Below are 17,721 nucleotides of genomic sequence, written 5' to 3'. Positions count from 1 at the left end.
GGGGAGACGGGGGCGGCAGGGTTTTGGGCCAGAGCCTCCAGATCCTTCAGGTTTTTGTTCAGGGCTGCCAATTGGTCAGAAGCGTCCTTGGTTTCGCGCTCGCTGGCGATTTTGGCTTCTGTCGCCGTCGAACTGACACTCGACTTGGACAAAGTCAGCTTGTCTTGCTGCGATGCAGGGGTCTCTGTTTTTTCAGCCTCTGCAGTGACTTTGCCAGACATGGCGCGGGTATTTTTGGAGTCCACCAAGAGGGGTGACTCGGCCAGGCGTCTGGCGTATTCAGCAAACTCCTTGGCCTGAGCAATCACGGTTTTGCGAGCTTCTGCGCGAGGAATTTGCGTGGCTTCTTCGGTGTCTGGTATGCGCAAAACAGCACCTGCCTTGACCAAGTTCACGTTGCCCTGAATGAATGCATCCGGGTTGGCCTTGAGCATGGCCAGCATCATTTGGTCCAAAGAAACGTTCGAACCCAGATAGCGCAGGGCCAGCCGAGATGCTGTGTCACCTGTCCTGACTGTGATGGTTTTGTCGCGGGAAATTTCGGTGGCGGCTCTGGGATTGGCTTGAACGGCTGGTGCTTTCAGCGCTGCTGAATTGGTGCGGCTGAATTCGTTTGATCTGGTGCTTGCGACGGGAGCCTGCGCATTGTCCACAGGCGCAAAGCGATAAACAGGGATTTGTTTGTCGTTGAGCTCGACACTGGTTGCATTCAGGGGCGTGGGTGTTTCAAGGGGGCGACTCAGCGCCGCAGACGGGCTCGTTTGCACGGACTCCCGGATGGGGGTAGGCATACCTGGCACCCGCGTATTGATCGCAGGAACCGAGGGCGATGTTGCAGTGGTCACACGTTCGCTCACCGCATTGAGCAGCAAAGCGTAGTTTTTGGTCAGTTTGCCAGAGGAGGTTTGTGTTTCCAGGATCAGGTCAATGAAGTTTTCCTGAATGGGCGCTCGACCGTTCAAGGCAATGAACGGGGCACCATTGGCTCGGGTTTGCAAGTTGGCCGTGACCCCGTTCAAAGCGGGATTGAATTCCATGCCCGCTTGGTTGAAGGCCCCCGGTGAGGCCAGTTGGGCCCGCAGTGTCCGCAATTCTTCAGGTGAGGCCTGAGCCACTTCAATTTCGGCCCTCAGGGGCTCGCCAATGGCCGAGAGGACTTGAAGTCGGCCCAGATCCAGGGCCACCACAGGCAAAGCCCATGCTGAAAAAACCAAAGCACTCAGCGCTTTCATCTTGAGATTTTTTGTTTTTTGGCAGTTGGATTGACCCATGGATATCCCGGAAAACGGTTGTTTTTTGAAGAGCAAATCAGGCATCCAGCAGGATGCGCAGCATGCGGCGCAGCGGCTCGGCCGCACCCCAAAGCAACTGATCGCCAATGGTAAAGGCGCCAATATACTCCGGTCCCATGGCCAACTGGCGTACACGTCCCACAGGGATGGTCATGGTGCCGGTGACAGCCACAGGTGTCAAGTCTTTGATAGTCGCTTCGCGGGTGTTAGGAATCACTTTGACCCACTCGTTGTCGGCGGCGATCATGGCTTCAAGGTCGGCCACGGGCACTTCTTTTTTGAGTTTGAAGGTCAGTGCCTGGCTGTGGCAGCGCATGGCACCTACGCGCACGCAGAAACCGTCGACCGGAATGGCGGCGGAGCCAAAAGCCTCGCCGAGCCCCAAGATTTTGTTGGTTTCGGCCATGCCTTTCCACTCTTCCTTGGACATGCCGTTGCCCAGGTCCTTGTCGATCCAGGGGATCAGCGAGCCGCCCAGCGGCACGCCAAAGTTGGCGGTCTCGTTGGCGGTCAGGGCGCGTTGTTTGGCCACCACCATGCGGTCGATTTCCAAAATGGCGCTCTTGGGGTCGTCCAGCAGAGCTTTGACCTCGGCGTTCAGCGTGCCGTATTGGGTCAGCAGCTCGCGCATGTGCTGTGCGCCGCCGCCCGAGGCCGCTTGGTAGGTTTGGGTGCTCATCCACTCCACCAAACCGGCTTTGTACAAGGCACCCACGCCCATCAGCATGCAGGACACGGTGCAGTTGCCGCCCACCCAGTTTTTGCCGCCGTGCACCAGCGCGTTTTGGATCACGGGCATGTTGACCGGGTCCAGGATGATGACCGCGTCTTTTTCCATGCGCAGGGTCGAGGCTGCGTCGATCCAGTGGCCATTCCAGCCCGCAGCGCGCAGCTTGGGGAAGACTTCGGAGGTGTAGTCGCCGCCTTGGGCGGTGATGATGATCTCGCAGCGCTTGAGCTGTTCGATGTCGAAAGCGTCTTGCAGCGTGGTTTCGTTCTTGGCCATCGAGGGGGCTTTGCCGCCTGAATTGGACGTGGAGAAGAACAGAGGCTCGATCAGGTCAAAGTCTTTTTCCTGAACCATGCGGTCCATCAACACCGAGCCGACCATGCCGCGCCAGCCCACCAAACCTACTAACTTGCTCATTTCAACGCCCTTTCAGTTTTTAAAACAGTGTCAGACCAGACTGTTTGCCCGGCTCGTCTGGCCGGGAGGGCGCACGACGAACCAGGCCGGATCAGCCCTTAATGGTCGTGGTTTTTGTGGAAGTTGCACGCGCGCCAACCCCTGCCGTGGCGGCAAAAGCAAAGTTCAGGTCGAACAGGCAGGCGTGAAACATGGCCGAAATTGTAATGGATGCGGCTCGGGCAATCCGGGCAGCACCCGTGATGGTTTTAAGCCAGCGCTTTGACCACCGCATCGCCCATTTGCGCGGTGCCCACCTTGGTGGTGCCTTCGCTGTAAATGTCGCCGGTACGCAGGCCCTGGGCCAGCACTTTTTGCACAGCCGATTCGATGCGCTGGGCGGCTTCAGGCTGGTTCAGGCTGAAGCGCAGCATCATGGCGGCTGACAAGATGGTGGCCAGCGGATTGGCCACGCCTTTGCCTGCGATGTCGGGGGCGCTGCCGTGGCTGGGCTCGTACAGGCCTTGGTTCTTGGTGTTCAGGCTGGCCGAGGGCAGCATGCCAATCGACCCGGTGAGCATGGAGGCTTCGTCGCTCAGGATGTCGCCGAACATGTTGCCCGTGACCACCACGTCAAAGCGCTTGGGCTCCTTGACCAGTTGCATCGCGGCGTTGTCCACGTACATGTGGTCCAGCGCAATGTCGGGGTACTCTTTGCCCACTTCGGTGACCACGTCTTTCCAGAACTGGAAAGTCTCCAGCACGTTGGCTTTGTCCACGCTGGTCACGCGGCCCTCGGTGCCTGCGGCCTTGCGCTTGCGGGCGACCTGGAAGGCCACATGGGCAATGCGCTCGATCTCGGGCTTGGAATAGCGCATGGTGTCAAAGGCTTCTTCAGCGCCGGGGAAGTGGCCATCGGTCGCGATGCGGCGGCCGCGTGGCTGGCCAAAGTAAATGTCGCCGGTCAGCTCGCGGATGATCAGGATGTCCAGACCCGAAATCAGCTCAGGCTTGAGGCTCGATGCACCGACCAGCTGCTCGTAGCAAATGGCAGGGCGGAAGTTGGCGAACAGACCCATGTTTTTGCGCAGGCCCAAAATCGCTTGCTCGGGGCGCAGGGGGCGGTCGAGCTTGTCGTATTTCCAGTCGCCCACCGCGCCAAACAGCACGGCATCACTGTCCATCGCCAGTTTGAGCGTGGCTTCGGGCAGCGGGTGGCCAAACGCGTCGTAAGCCGCGCCGCCGACCAGTGCGGTTTCCATCTCGAACTTCAGGTCGAGCGTGTTCAGGACTTTGACAGCTTCGGCGACGATTTCGGTGCCGATGCCATCACCGGGGAGGACTGCGATTTTCATGGAGGTTCTCGTGTTCTTTTAGGCGTTGACGGCGGTGTGGGCCAACCAAGGCTTGGTGGCCAGACGCTCGGCTTCATAGGCTTTGATCTTGTCGGCGTGGCGCAGGGTCAAGCCAATGTCGTCCAGGCCGTTGAGCAAGCAGTACTTGCGGAAGGCTTGCACATCAAACGGGATTTCCTGGCCTTGGGGACGCACCACCACTTGGCGTTCCAGGTCCACCGTGAGTTCGTAGCCGGGGAAGGCGGCCACTTCGTCGAACAACTGGGCCACCACGGCTTCGGGCAGCACGATGGGCAGTAGGCCGTTTTTGAAGCAGTTGTTGAAAAAGATGTCGGCAAAGCTGGGCGCGATCACGCAGCGAAAGCCGTATTGGTCGATGGCCCATGGGGCATGTTCACGCGATGACCCGCAGCCGAAGTTTTTCCGAGCCAACAAAACGCTGGCACCTTGGTAGCGAGGTTGGTTCAGCACGAAGTCCGGGTTGGGCTTGCGGCTGGCCGGGTCCTGGCCGGGGTAGCCCACATCCAAGTAGCGCCATTCGTCGAACAGGTTGGGGCCAAAACCGGTTTTGCGGATCGACTTGAGGAATTGCTTGGGGATGATGGCATCGGTGTCCACGTTGGCGCGGTCCATCGGGGCCACCAGGCCTTTGAGGAGGGTGAATTTTTGCATGCTGGATTTCCTCGAACGCTTCAGGCGAATTTGCGGATGTCAACAAAGTGGCCGTGCACGGCCGCAGCAGCGGCCATGGCGGGGCTGACCAAGTGGGTGCGGCCACCCGCGCCCTGACGGCCTTCGAAGTTGCGGTTGGAAGTCGATGCGCAGCGCTCGCCGGGCTCCAGGCGGTCGGCATTCATGGCCAGGCACATGGAGCAGCCGGGCTCGCGCCACTCAAAACCTGCAGCCTTGAAGATCTCGTGCAGGCCTTCGCGCTCGGCTTGTTCTTTGACCAGACCGGAGCCGGGCACGACCATGGCCAGCTTGACGTTCTTGGCCACTTTTTGGCCCAGTTTTTTGACGATGGCAGCGGCTTCACGCATGTCTTCGATGCGGCTGTTGGTGCAAGAGCCAATGAAGACTTTGTCGATGGTGATGTCGGCCAAGGCCTTGCCGGGCTGCAGGCCCATGTAGGTCAGTGCACGCTCGATGGCGTCGCGTTTGACGTCGTCTTTTTCCTTGTCGGGGTCGGGCGTGTGGCCGTCAATGCCCAACACCATTTCGGGCGAGGTACCCCAGGTGACTTGCGGCACGATGGCGCTGGCGTCCAGCTCGACCACGGCGTCAAAGTGCGCACCGGGGTCGGACTGCAAGGTCTTCCAATAGGCCACGGCGTGGTCCCACTCGACGCCTGTGGGCGAGAGCAAACGGCCTTTGACGTACTCGATGGTTTTTTCGTCCACTGCCACCAGGCCCGCGCGTGCGCCGCCTTCGATGGCCATGTTGCAGACCGTCATGCGGCCTTCCATGCTGAGTGCCCGGATGGCTGAGCCTGCGAATTCGATGGTGTAGCCGGTGCCGCCTGCGGTACCGATCTTGCCGATGATGGCCAGCACGATGTCTTTGCCGGTGAGGCCTTTGGCCAGAGTGCCTTCGACCTTGATGAGCATGTTCTTGGCTTTTTTGGCCAAGAGCGTTTGCGTGGCCATGACGTGCTCGACCTCGGAAGTGCCGATGCCGTGGGCCAATGCGCCAAACGCGCCATGTGTGGAGGTGTGCGAGTCGCCGCAGACCACGGTCATGCCGGGCAGGGTGGCACCGTTTTCAGGGCCAATGACGTGCACGATGCCCTGGCGCTTTGACAGGAAGGGGAAGAAGGCGGCAGAGCCGTATTCCTTCATGTTCGCATCCAGCGTGGTGATTTGCTCTTTGCTGATCGGATCGGTGATGCCGTCGTAGCCCAACTCCCAGCCGGTGGTGGGGGTGTTGTGGTCGGCGGTGGCCACGATGGAGCTGACGCGCCACACCTTGCGGCCCGCTTGGCGCAGGCCTTCAAAGGCCTGGGGGCTGGTGACTTCGTGCACCAGATGGCGGTCGATATAGAGGACGGAGGTGCCGTCTTCTTCGGTGTGGACGACGTGTTCGTCCCAGATCTTGTCATAAAGCGTGCGTGCCATGGTGCTTCCTTGCTGTGCAACCGCACATTTTATGCGGATACCCGAAGCTTGAGCCGACGCAAGTGACAGCGCAGTGACAGGTCAACGCTCACCTCGGTGGGCAGCTTACAGTTCTTCCACGCGTCGGGGGGGGTAGCTGTCCCAGGACTGGCAGCCTGGGCAGTGCCAAAAGTGCTCTTTGGCTTCAAAGCCGCAAGCGGCGCAGCGGTAGCGCGCCAAGGGTTTGGTGGCGTTTTCCAGTGTTTTTTGCACGGGCGCAGGCAACTCGCCAACCTCGCTTCGGGCCCCATTGAGCCAGCGGCTGGCGGCCATCATGGAGGGGTGCTTTTGCAGATGGTCGAGATAGCGCTGCAAGGCGGTGGCATCGCGTGTGGCGGCTAACTTCGGGTTGTGGGCTTCGAGTGTCGTGATCGCGTCCAGCACATCGATGCAGGGCTGGCGCTGGTAATGGGCTTGCAGCAAAGTGCTGGCGCTGGCGGCCTTGTCGCAGGCCAGGGCCGCTTGTGCAAAGCTGGCAGCGGCCAAGGGGGCGGTCATGTCGTTGTGCTCAAACAAAACCGACAAGCTGTCATAGGCGGCGGGTGCCTGGCCTTGGCTCAACTGCAATTGACCCATCAACAGGCGGGGCCTGGCTGCACGGGGGTGCTCTAGCAGGGCTTGAGCCAATACTTCGAGGGCTTTGGCGCTGTCACCCTTTTGCACCGCTTCGCGGGCCAACTCGCATTGGTAATGCGCCAGGCGAATGCCAAAATCAGCCTCACCGGATTTTTCGAGCAAACGGGCCACCTCAGCGGCTTCGGGCCATTCGCGCGAGCGTTCGTAAATGGCCATGCGGGCCAGCCGGGCTTGGCCTTCGTAAGAGGTGCCCTCGAGCTTGCGCAGCGCTTCTTCGGCGCGGTCGAGCAAGCCGGCTTTTAAATAATCGAGCGCCAGCCCGTGTTGCGCCCTTTGCCGGTCGGCTTGGCTGATGTCGGCACGCGAGAGCAGGTGTTCGTGCACCCGCACCGCCCGGTCGTATTCGCCCCGACGGCGAAACAAATTGCCCAGGGCGAAGTGCAATTCGGAGGTGTCGGGGTCGTTTTGCACCGCCTCAATGAAGGCATCAATGGCCTGGTCTTGCTGTTCGTTGAGCAGGTGATTCAGGCCTTTGAAATAGGCGCGGGGCGCCTGCCGGTTGGCGATGCGCATCTGGCGCAAGTCCAGACGAGACGCGATCCAGCCCAAGGCAAAGGCCGTGGGCAGGCCCAGCAAAATCCAGGTCAGGTCAAGCTCCATCGGTCACCTCGGTCTTGGGTGTGGGGGAGGCTGGTGGGGTGTTTTTCTTGACGGCCTGACGCTCACGCCACCAGCGCGGCACCATGCCCAGCACACCCACCACCACGCCCAGTGTGAAGGCCGACAGCACCACCAGCACCGTGGGGGCCGACCAGTAGGTGCTGAAAAAAAAGTTCACACGGGTTTCTTGCTGGTTGTTCAGCGCGAAAGCAAACAGGGTGAAAAAAACAGTGGCTTTCAGCAACCACTGAAGCAGCCAGAGCAGGCGTTTCATGAATGGACCTCGGAAGCTGGAACCATTCTAAAGCGGCCAACGAAAGAGCCGCTTGTACGGGCAAGGAGACAAGTGCAGGCTTGAGCCATGCAGGTCATGGGGCTGCGTTTTCAGCGCTGTTGGCCAGGGCTTGAGTGCCCGCGTCCACCGCTTCGCGCAGGGCTTTGCCGGGCTTGAAATGGGGCACGCGCTTTTCAGGAATCTGAACGCTCTCACCGGAGCGGGGGTTGCGGCCCACGCGGGGGGGGCGGCGGTTGATGGAGAAACTGCCAAAGCCTCGAATCTCGATGCGGTGGCCTTTGACCAGCGCATCGCTCATGGCGTCGAGCACCGTCTTGACGGCCAGTTCGGCGTCTCGGTGGGTCAGTTGCGCAAAGCGGGCGGCGAGTTCTTCAACCAGATCGGAGCGGGTCATGGGGTCAATTTGTAGGAGGCGTGACTTGTGTTGTCTCGGGCACTGAGCTGAAAAAAGCCTGCCCCCATGACAGGGGCAGGCTTTTCAGACAACGGGTGTCATTCGATCACAAGGATCAGTTGTTGTCGAGCTTGGCACGCAACAAGGCGCCCAGGCTGGTCGTGCCAGCGTTTTCGGTCTTGGCTTGCTGCGACAGCGAAGCCATGGCTTCTTGCTGGTCAGCTTGGTCTTTGGCCTTGATCGACAACTGGATGTTGCGGGTCTTGCGGTCCACGTTCACCACCACAGCAGTGACTTCGTCGCCGACTTTGAGCACATGGCTGGCGTCTTCCACGCGGTCACGCGAGATTTCGGACACGCGCAGGTAACCCACGATGTCTTCGCCCAGGTCGATTTCAGCACCCTTGGCATCCACGGTCTTGACCTTGCCGGTGACGATCTGGCCTTTGTCATTGATGGAAGTGAAGGTGGTGAAAGGATCGGAGTCGAGCTGTTTGATGCCCAAGCTGATGCGCTCGCGGTCCACGTCCACAGCCAAGACCAAAGCCTCGACTTCTTGACCCTTCTTGAATTCGCGCACAGCGTTTTCGCCGGTTTCGTTCCAGGACAGGTCGGACAGGTGCACCAGGCCGTCGATGCCGGCAGCCAAGCCCACGAACACGCCGAAGTCGGTGATCGACTTGATCGGGCCCTTGACGCGGTCGCCGCGCTTGGTGTTTTGAGCAAACTCTTGCCAGGGGTTGGCACGGCACTGCTTCATGCCCAAGCTGATGCGGCGCTTGTCTTCGTCGATCTCGAGGACCATGACTTCGACTTCGTCACCCAAAGCCACGATCTTGGAAGGCGCAACGTTCTTGTTGGTCCAGTCCATTTCAGACACGTGCACCAAGCCTTCGATGCCGGGTTCGAGTTCCACAAACGCGCCGTAATCGGCGATGTTCGTGATCTTGCCGAACATGCGTGTGCCCTGTGGGTAGCGGCGGTTCACGCCCATCCAAGGATCGTCGCCCATTTGCTTGAGGCCCAAGGACACGCGGTTTTTCTCGGTGTCGAACTTGAGGATCTTGGCGGTGATTTCCTGACCGGCTGTGACCACTTCGGAAGGGTGACGTACACGGCGCCATGCCATGTCGGTGATGTGCAGCAAACCATCGATGCCGCCCAAGTCCACGAACGCACCGTATTCGGTGATGTTCTTGACCACACCGTGAACGATGGAGCCTTCGCGCAATGTTTCCATCAGCTTGGCGCGCTCTTCGCCCATGGAGGCTTCCACCACTGCGCGGCGGCTCAGCACCACGTTGTTGCGCTTGCGGTCGAGCTTGATGACCTTGAATTCCAGGGTCTTGTTTTCATAGGGTGACAGGTCTTTGGTAGGACGTGTGTCGACCAAAGAGCCAGGCAAGAAAGCGCGGATGCCGTTGACGAGCACCGTGAGGCCACCCTTGACTTTGCCGCTGGTCACGCCAGTGACGAACTCGCCGGATTCCAGGGCTTTTTCCAGAGACATCCACGAAGCCAGGCGCTTGGCGGTGTCGCGCGACAAGATGGTGTCGCCGTAGCCGTTTTCGATCGAGCCAATGGCCACAGAGACGAAGTCGCCCACTTGGACTTCGATTTCGCCCTGGTCGTTCTTGAATTCTTCGAGGGGAACGTAGGACTCAGACTTGAGACCCGCGTTGACCACCACAAAGTTGTGCTCGATGCGCACGACTTCAGCGGTGATGACTTCGCCTGGGCGCATTTCGGTGCGCGTCAGAGATTCTTCGAACAGGGCGGCAAATGATTCAGACATGTAATTTCCTCATCCACGGGTGCAGGACTGACGAGCGCGACATGCGTCGTTTCCAGGAGCTGACTGTGGCGATTGCTAGGCGGTGTGAACCGCGGTTGGTTGATAAAAAACCACCTGGCCAGTGTGCAAGCTGCACGAGGAGAGCCGGGTGGAACTTCAGGTCAGCCTGCGAGGGGGCAAGCTGGGTTGGCAGTGTTCAGTTAATTAACTCAGGTTGGTTAACCGAAAACCTGCCGACTTTGCCACCAGACCATCACCTGTTCCACCGAGGCTTCGATGGTCAAGGACGAGTTGTCCAGTTGCAAGGCATCTTGAGCGGGCTTCAGAGGCGCCACGCTGCGGGACATGTCCCGGGCGTCGCGCGCTTCCAAGTCAGCGCGAAGAGCATCGATGTTAGCCGAAAAACCCTTAGAAATCAATTGCTTATGCCGTCTTTCGGCCCTTTGGGTGGCGCTGGCGGTCAAAAACACCTTCAAAGGGGCTTCTGGAAAGATCACCGTGCCCATGTCGCGGCCATCGGCCAAGAGACCGGGCAGTCGCTGAAAACTGTGCTGCAACTGCACCAGCGCCTCGCGCACGGCGGGCAAAACCGAGACTTTGGAGGCGTTCATGCCGCCTTGTTCGCTGCGGATGGCATCGGTCACGTCCACATTGTTCAACAGCACCTGCTCGCCTTCAAAGTGCACGGGCAGGCTGCGGGCAAGGTCGGCAATCTTGGCTTCGTCGATGGCCTCGAGCGTTAAGCCCGCTTGCAAAGCGGCGTGGGCGGTCACGCGGTAGAGCGCGCCAGAGTCCAGGTAGTGGTAGCCCAAAGCAGCGGCCACACGGCTGGCCAGCGTGCCCTTGCCCGAGGCCGTGGGGCCGTCGATGCAAATCACTGGAATGTTGGAGGCCGCCGTGTGCGCCACCGAGAACAGCGCCTCGAAATAATCGGGAAAGGTCTTGGCCACGCACTTGGGGTCTTCGATGCGCACCGGAACCTGGTCGGCGTTGAAGGCCGCGAGCGAGAAGCACATGGCCACGCGGTGGTCGTCGTAGGTGTGGACGCTGGCGCGTTGCCACTTTCCGGCAGGCAGGGGGTGGATGGTGATCCAGTCCGGGCCTTCTTCCACAGTAGCCCCGAGCTTGCGGCTTTCGGTGGCCATGGCCACGATGCGGTCGGTTTCTTTCACGCGCCAGCTGGCGATGTTGCGCAGCGTGGTCGGGCCGTCGGCGTACAGCGCCATCACGGCCAGCGTCATGGCCGCGTCGGGAATGTGGTTGCAGTCGAGCGTGATGCCCTTCAGGGGCCAAGCGCCGCGCTGAATCTCCAGCCAGTTGGGGCCGCTGGTGATGTGGGCACCCATTTGGGCTGCGGCGTCCATGAAGCGGATGTCGCCCTGGATGGAGTCAGCGCCCACGCCCTGGATGCGGATGCCATCGCCTTTTGCAATGGCACCGAGTGCGATGAAGTAGCTGGCCGATGACGCATCGGCTTCGACGTGGATCGTGCCGGGCGACTGGTAGCGGCTGCCCGCCGGAATCACAAAGCGTTCCCAGCCTTGGCGCTCCACGGCAATGCCGTAACGCGCCAGCAGGTTGAGCGTGATCTCGATGTAGGGTTTGCTGATGAGTTCGCCCACCACCTCGATGGTGATGGCGCGGTCTTGGGCTGCAAGCGGCAATGCCATTAGCAGCGCCGTGAGGAACTGGCTGGATACATCGCCACGCACGGGAATGGGTTTGTCCAGTTGCAAGGCAGGCTGACGAATACGCAGCGGCGGGTAGCCTTCGTTGCCCAGGTAGTCGATGGCGCAGCCCAGCTCGCGCAGGGCGTCCACCAAGTCGCCGATGGGCCTCTCGTGCATGCGGGGCACGCCTTTGAGCGTGAAGTCGCCGCCCTGCACAGCCAGCGCAGCGGTGAGCGGGCGCATGGCTGTGCCCGCGTTGCCCATGAAAAATTCAATCGCTTCGGTGGGCCATGTGCGGCCGCCCAGGCCAGTGATGGTCACCGTGGTGCCTTGCACCTCGACACCGCAGCCCAGTTGGCGCAGCGCGGCCAGCATCACGCGGGTGTCGTCCGAATCCAGCAGGTCGTGGACCACGGTGGTGCCTTGGCACAGCGCCGAGAGCAGCAGCACGCGGTTAGAAATGCTTTTGGAGCCGGGCAGGGTGACGGTGCCGGACGCGCCTTGCAGCGCAGGAATGTCAAGAAAGGCGGTGGAGAACATGGGTCAGTCTTCAGAGGCTGTGTGGCAAGCGTGGCCCGCTTGCAGCGTCCAGGCCGAGCGCACCTCGCTGGCTTGTTGAATCAGTTGCTGCAGCGCGGCGGTGTCGCCTTGGGTCAATGTGTTTTCAAACTGGTCGAGCGCAGCGCGAAAGTGCGCCATCTGCGTGAGCACTTCGGCCCGGTTGGCGCTCAGTATGTCGCGCCAGACGGCGGGGTCGCTGGCGGCGATGCGTGAAAAATCCCTGAAGCCCGGGCCTGCCATCTCCAAAAACGCAGCGCCTTGTGGCTGTGCGGTGAGCGCATTGACGGCTGCAAAAGCCAACAGGTGCGGCAAGTGGCTGACGGCCGCAAAGGTGGCGTCATGCGCCTCAGGCGTCATGTGGCTCACATGGCTGCCGATGGCGGTCCAGACCTCACTCGCAGTTTTGATTTGGCGGATGCTGTTGTGTGGCAAGGGCGTGAGGATGGTGCGACGCGCTTGGTAAAGCGTGCCTTCGGCATGCTCGATGCCGGCCAATTCTTTGCCCGCAATCGGGTGGGCAGGCACCAAGCAATTGAGGCGCTCGCCCAAGGCGGCCTGGGCTGCCGCGATCACGTCGCATTTGGTGGAGCCCACGTCCATCAACAAGGCGTTGGGTGACATGGTGTCTCGCAGCGCAGCAAAGCTGCTGTGCATGGCCCCTACGGGCACGGCCAGCAAGACCAAATCGGCACCTTGCACCGCCTCGGCCACGCTGCTGCAGGCTTGGTCGATGACCTTCAGGTCTACTGCGCGTTGGCGTGTTTTTTCGGAGGCGCTGAAACCGGTGATGTGCTGCACCAGACCCGCTTGGCGCAGCGCGAGCGCAAACGAGCCGCCCATCAGGCCGCAGCCAATCAGGGCCAAGCGTTGAAATTTCACCGCGCGCTCACTCGGGTACGGGGTAAGAACCCAGCACCTTGTAGAACGCGCACAGGCCTTGCAGCTCTTGCAGGGCCGCTGCCACATGCGGCTCGCTGATATGGCCTTGCAGGTCGATGTAGAAGTAATACTCCCACTGGCCGGATTTGGCGGGACGCGACTCAAAACGCGTCATGGACACGCCGTTGTTCTTGAGCGGCACCAACAAGTCGTGCACCGCACCGGGGCGGTTGGGCACCGATACCACCAAGCTGGTGCAGTCCTTGCCCGAAGCCGGTGGCGTGGCCAAGGTTTGGGGCAAACTGATCACGGCAAAGCGTGTGCGGTTGAACGCTTCGTCCTGGATGGCGTGGTGCACGATGTGCAGGCCAAACTGGCTGGCAGCGCGTTCGCTGGCCAGCGCCGCCCAAGCGGGGTTGGTGGCGGCCAAGCGCGCGCCTTCGGCGTTGCTGGAGACGGCGCGGCGCTCCACATGCGGCAGGTGCTTGGACAGCCAACCCTGGCACTGGGCCAGCGCTTGGGGGTGAGCCATCACGACCTCAATGCCTGCGTCGGAATTGAGTTGGCGCAGCAAATTGAAGCGCACCTGCAGGCTGACTTCGCCCACCACATGCACGGGCGAACGCAAAAACAAATCGAGCGAGCGCGCGACCACACCTTCGGTGGAGTTCTCCATGCCCACCACGCCGTATTGGGCGGTGCCCGCAGCGGTGGCGTGGAAGACTTCGTCGAAGTTGGCGCAGTAAATCAAGTTGGCGGCGCTGCCAAAAAACTCGATGGCGGCTTGTTCGCAAAAAGTGCCTTGAGGGCCCAGCACTGCCACGCGTTGCGGGGCTTCCAGGGCCAAGCAGGCCGACATGATTTCTCGCCAGATCGAAGCGATGTGTTCATTTTTCAGTGGGCCGGGGTTGGCCTGGGTGATCTTGTCGATGACTTGCGCCACACGGTCGGGCCGAAAGAAGGGTGAGCCTTCGGCGCGCTTGATCTCGCCCACTTGCTCGGCCACATGGGCGCGCTGGTTCAGCAGGCTCAGCAGCTGTTTGTCCAGCGCATCAATTTGCACACGCAAAGCGCCCAAGGCATCCGACTGAATGGGTTGTTGGCTCATGTCTCGTCTTCTTTCTGGCGGCCTGCTGGAGGAGCTTCAGGCCTGTGTTTTTTCAAATTCGCGCATGTAGGCCACCAAAGCCTGCACGCCTTCGATCGGCATGGCGTTGTAAATGCTCGCGCGCATGCCACCCACTGATTTATGACCCTTGAGTTGCAGTAAGTTGGCGGCTTTGGCACCGGCCAGAAAGGCCTCGTTGCGCGATTCGTCACGCAAAAAGAAAGGCACGTTCATGCGTGAGCGGCAGTCCTGGGCGACACGGTTTTCAAACAGTCTGGAGCTGTCGAGAAAGTCGTACAGCAACTGCGCCTTGGCGATGTTGCGTTGTTCCATGGTGGCGATGCCGCCGTTTTTCTTGAGCCACTGGAACACCAGCCCGGCGATGTAAATGCTGTAAGTGGGCGGCGTGTTGTACATCGACTGGTTGTCACTCACCAGCTTGTAATCAAAGGCGCTGGGGCAATGCGGCAGGGCGTGTCCGATCAGGTCTTCGCGCACGATGACCAAGGTCAGGCCTGCGGGGCCGAGGTTTTTTTGCGCACCACCAAAAGCCAGACCCACCCGCGACCAGTCCACTGGGCGCGAGGCCACATGCGATGAAAAATCCACCACCAGCGGGGCGTCGCAGCCTAAAGCCTTGAGGTCGGGCAATTCATGGAACTCCACACCGTGGATGGTTTCGTTGCCGCAAATGTGCACATAGCGGCTGTCCGAGCCAATTTGCCAAGTCGCTGGCGCGGGCAGGGTGGTGAAGTCGTCGGCTTGCGCCGAGGCCGCCACGCGGGCTGTGCCAAATTTGCCCGCTTCCTTGAGAGACTTCTGGCTCCAGCTGCCTGTGAGCACAAAGTCCATGGCCCCGCCTTGCGACAGGTTCAGCGGCACGATGGCGTTTTCAGCCAGGCCACCGCCTTGCATGAACAAAATCTTGAAATGGGCGGGTACGGCCAGCAGCTCACGCAGGTCGGCTTCGGCCTGCTCGTAAATGCTGATGAACTCCTTGCCGCGGTGGCTCATCTCCATCACGCTCATGCCTGAGCCGTGCCAGTTCAGCATCTCGGAGGCGGCTTGCTGCAACACAGCCTCGGGCATGACGGCGGGACCCGCCGAGAAGTTGAAAGCGCGCCCCATCACTTATTCCGCTGCAGGTGCGCTGTCGTCTGTCGGTGCCTCGGCCTCGCCTTCAGCGGCATTCGCGTCGTTTTCCACGATGCGTTGCAGGCCCGACAGCTTGGCGCCTTCGTCCAGGCCGATCAGGGTCACGCCTTGTGTGGCGCGGCCCAGCTCGCGGATTTCGGACACGCGGGTGCGCACCAAAACGCCTGTGTCGGTGATGAGCATGATCTCGTCATCGGCGTGCACCAAGGTGGCGGCCACGACTTTGCCGTTGCGCTCGGATTGCTGGATAGCGATCATGCCCTTGGTGCCACGTCCGTGGCGGGTGTATTCGGTGATGCTGGTGCGTTTGCCGTAGCCGTTTTCAGTGGCTGTGAGCACGCTGGCGCGGGCTTTGGCCTCGTCGGCAGGGGCATCGGGGTTTTCTTGCTCCGACACCAACATCGCGATCACGCTTTGGTGGTCTTCGATCATCATGCCGCGCACGCCGCGTGCACTGCGGCCCAGGGGGCGCACATCGTTTTCGTCAAAGCGCACGGCCTTGCCGCCATCGCTGAACAGCATCACGTCGTGCTGGCCGTCCGTGAGGGCCGCACCAATCAGGAAGTCACCCTCGTCCAAATTGACGGCGATGATGCCGCCCTTGCGCGGGTTGCTGAATTCGTCGAGCGATGTCTTCTTGACCGTGCCCATGGAGGTGGCCATGAAGACGTATTGGTTCTCGGGGAAGGTGCGGGCCTGGCCGGTCAGGGCCAGCACCACGTTGATCTTTTCGCCTTCTTGCAAAGGGAACATGTTGACGATGGGGCGGCCGCGCGAGCCGCGCGAACCGGCGGGCACTTCCCAAACTTTGAGCCAGTACAAACGGCCCCGATTGGAGAAGCACAGCAGGTAGTCGTGTGTGTTGGCGATGAAGAGTTGGTCGATCCAGTCGTCTTCTTTGGTCGCAGCGGCTTGTTTGCCTCGGCCGCCGCGCTTTTGCGAGCGGTATTCACTCAAAGGCTGGCTCTTGATGTAACCGCTGTGGCTGAGCGTGACCACCATGTCAGTGGGCGTGATCAGGTCTTCGGTGGACAGGTCTTGAGCGCTGTGCTCGATCTCGCTGCGGCGTGCGCCAATCTTGGTCTGACCGAATTCCTGGCGCACGGTGCCCAGCTCGTCGCCAATGATGGTCGACACGCGTTCGGGTTTGGCCAGAATGTCCAGCAGGTCTTCGATCTCGGACATGACCTCTTTGTACTCGGCCACGATCTTGTCTTGCTCGAGCCCGGTCAGGCGCTGCAGGCGCATTTGCAAAATCTCTTGCGCTTGTGTGTCCGACAGGCGGTAGAGGCCATCCTGGCCCAAACCGTATTCGCGCTCCAGACCCTCGGGGCGGTAATCGTCGGCATTGACCACCGAGCCGTCATCGCGGGCGCGGGTCAGCATGGTGCGCACCATCTGGCTGTCCCAGGCGCGGGTCATCAACTCGGCCTTGGCCACAGGGGGTGTGGGCGCGCCACGGATGATCGCGATGAAGTCGTCGATGTTGGCCAAAGCCACCGCCAGGCCTTCCAGCACATGGCCACGGTCACGCGCTTTGCGCAGCTCGAACACCGTGCGGCGTGTCACCACTTCGCGGCGGTGCTGAAGGAAGACCTGGATCAGGTCTTTCAGGTTGCACAGCTTGGGCTGGCCGTCGATCAGAGCCACCATGTTCATGCCGAAGGTGTCTTGCAGCTGGGTCTGTTTGTACAGGTTGTTCAGCACCACCTCGGGCACGGCACCGCGCTTGAGTTCGATCACCAAGCGCATGCCCGACTTGTCGGACTCGTCCTGGATGTGGCTGATGTCTTCAATCTTTTTCTCGTGCACCAACTCGGCCATGCGCTCTTGGAGGGTCTTTTTGTTGACCTGGTAGGGCAGCTCATCCACCACGATGCACTGGCGCTGGCCTTTGTCGATGTCTTCAAAGTGGCACTTGGCGCGCATGACCACGCGGCCGCGGCCGGTACGGTAGCCTTCCTTGACACCGGTCATGCCGTAAATGATGGCGCCTGTGGGGAAGTCGGGTGCGGGCACGATCTCCATCAGCTCGTCGATCGAGGCTTCGGGGTTGCGCAGCAGGTGAAGGCAAGCGTCCACCACTTCGTTCAGGTTGTGTGGCGGGATGTTGGTGGCCATGCCTACCGCGATACCGCCCGAGCCGTTGATCAGCAAATTGGGCAGGCGCGAGGGCAGCACCAGCGGCTCTTTTTCCGAGCCGTCGTAGTTGGGACCGAAGTCAACCGTTTCCTTGTCGATGTCGCCCAGCATCTCGTGGGCGATCTTGGCCAAACGGATTTCGGTATAACGCATCGCCGCCGCGTTGTCTCCGTCCACCGAGCCGAAGTTACCCTGGCCGTCCACCAGCATGTGGCGCATGGAAAAGTCCTGCGCCATGCGCACGATGGTGTCGTACACCGATTGGTCGCCGTGCGGGTGGTATTTACCGATCACGTCACCCACGATACGGGCCGACTTCTTGTAAGGACGGTTCCAGTCGTTGTTGAGCTCGTGCATGGCGAACAAAACCCTGCGGTGCACGGGTTTTAAGCCGTCGCGCGCATCGGGCAGGGCGCGACCGACGATCACGCTCATGGCGTAATCGAGGTAGCTGCGCCGCATTTCCTCTTCCAGACTGATGGGCAGTGTTTCTTTGGCGAACTGGGTCATATATAGAGAGGCAAAAGTGGCGCGGTGAAAACGCTCATTTTAGGTGCAAG

At 60.7% G+C, this 17,721-nt stretch carries 14 protein-coding genes; all 14 read right to left on the bottom strand.

What is annotated here, in order from left to right:
- Positions 1–1,232, bottom strand: a 1,232-nt coding sequence (locus QZ190_RS05770) for a FimV family protein (RefSeq protein WP_291914599.1), incomplete at its 3' end; no start/stop codon positions are given.
- A gap of 76 nt (positions 1,233–1,308) precedes the next feature.
- Entirely contained in the window at positions 1,309–2,439 is a 1,131-nt protein-coding gene (gene asd / locus QZ190_RS05765; RefSeq protein WP_291914597.1) for an aspartate-semialdehyde dehydrogenase, read from the bottom strand.
- A gap of 248 nt (positions 2,440–2,687) precedes the next feature.
- Positions 2,688–3,773 (bottom strand): 3-isopropylmalate dehydrogenase, encoded by a 1,086-nt coding sequence (gene leuB, locus QZ190_RS05760; protein ID WP_291914595.1) that lies wholly within the window; start codon positions 3,771–3,773, stop codon positions 2,688–2,690.
- Positions 3,774–3,791: 18 nt separating this feature from the next.
- Positions 3,792–4,445 (bottom strand): 3-isopropylmalate dehydratase small subunit, encoded by a 654-nt coding sequence (gene leuD, locus QZ190_RS05755; protein ID WP_291914593.1) that lies wholly within the window; start codon positions 4,443–4,445, stop codon positions 3,792–3,794.
- Between the two features lie 20 nt (positions 4,446–4,465).
- Complete coding sequence (leuC, locus tag QZ190_RS05750; protein ID WP_291914591.1) at positions 4,466–5,887, bottom strand: 3-isopropylmalate dehydratase large subunit; 1,422 nt, start codon at positions 5,885–5,887, stop codon at positions 4,466–4,468.
- A gap of 105 nt (positions 5,888–5,992) precedes the next feature.
- Positions 5,993–7,162 (bottom strand): lipopolysaccharide assembly protein LapB, encoded by a 1,170-nt coding sequence (gene lapB, locus QZ190_RS05745; RefSeq protein WP_291914590.1) that lies wholly within the window; start codon positions 7,160–7,162, stop codon positions 5,993–5,995.
- On the bottom strand, positions 7,152–7,436 hold the full coding sequence (locus QZ190_RS05740) for a lipopolysaccharide assembly protein LapA domain-containing protein (RefSeq protein ID WP_291914588.1): 285 nt from the start codon (positions 7,434–7,436) through the stop codon (positions 7,152–7,154). Before QZ190_RS05740 ends, lapB begins: the two co-directional genes overlap by 11 nt.
- Positions 7,437–7,530: 94 nt before the next feature.
- The gene (locus tag QZ190_RS05735) at positions 7,531–7,851 is read right to left on the bottom strand and encodes an integration host factor subunit beta (protein WP_291914586.1); all 321 of its coding nucleotides are present in this window, start codon (positions 7,849–7,851) and stop codon (positions 7,531–7,533) included.
- A 115-nt stretch (positions 7,852–7,966) separates the two neighbouring features.
- Positions 7,967–9,646 carry a 30S ribosomal protein S1 gene (gene rpsA / locus QZ190_RS05730; protein ID WP_291914584.1) on the bottom strand — a complete coding sequence of 560 codons (1,680 nt, stop codon included), beginning with the start codon at positions 9,644–9,646 and terminating at the stop codon, positions 7,967–7,969.
- A 218-nt stretch (positions 9,647–9,864) separates the two neighbouring features.
- A complete protein-coding gene (locus tag QZ190_RS05725) occupies positions 9,865–11,856 on the bottom strand; it encodes a bifunctional 3-phosphoshikimate 1-carboxyvinyltransferase/cytidylate kinase (protein WP_291914582.1) in 1,992 nt (663 codons plus the stop codon).
- A gap of 3 nt (positions 11,857–11,859) precedes the next feature.
- A complete protein-coding gene (locus tag QZ190_RS05720) occupies positions 11,860–12,756 on the bottom strand; it encodes a prephenate dehydrogenase/arogenate dehydrogenase family protein (protein ID WP_291914566.1) in 897 nt (298 codons plus the stop codon).
- Positions 12,757–12,763: 7 nt separating this feature from the next.
- Positions 12,764–13,864 (bottom strand): prephenate dehydratase, encoded by a 1,101-nt coding sequence (gene pheA, locus QZ190_RS05715; RefSeq protein ID WP_291914565.1) that lies wholly within the window; start codon positions 13,862–13,864, stop codon positions 12,764–12,766.
- A 36-nt stretch (positions 13,865–13,900) separates the two neighbouring features.
- A complete protein-coding gene (serC, locus tag QZ190_RS05710) occupies positions 13,901–14,992 on the bottom strand; it encodes a 3-phosphoserine/phosphohydroxythreonine transaminase (RefSeq protein ID WP_291914563.1) in 1,092 nt (363 codons plus the stop codon).
- A 3-nt stretch (positions 14,993–14,995) separates the two neighbouring features.
- Complete coding sequence (gyrA, locus tag QZ190_RS05705; RefSeq protein WP_291914561.1) at positions 14,996–17,671, bottom strand: DNA gyrase subunit A; 2,676 nt, start codon at positions 17,669–17,671, stop codon at positions 14,996–14,998.
- Between the last annotated feature and the right edge of the window lie 50 nt (positions 17,672–17,721).

This window comes from Limnohabitans sp. (genome assembly GCF_017848645.1).
Classification (GTDB): Bacteria; Pseudomonadota; Gammaproteobacteria; order Burkholderiales; family Burkholderiaceae_C; genus Limnohabitans_A.
The sequence above is the reverse complement of the archived record's forward strand: the minus strand, read 5'-3'. Positions and strand labels throughout refer to the sequence as shown.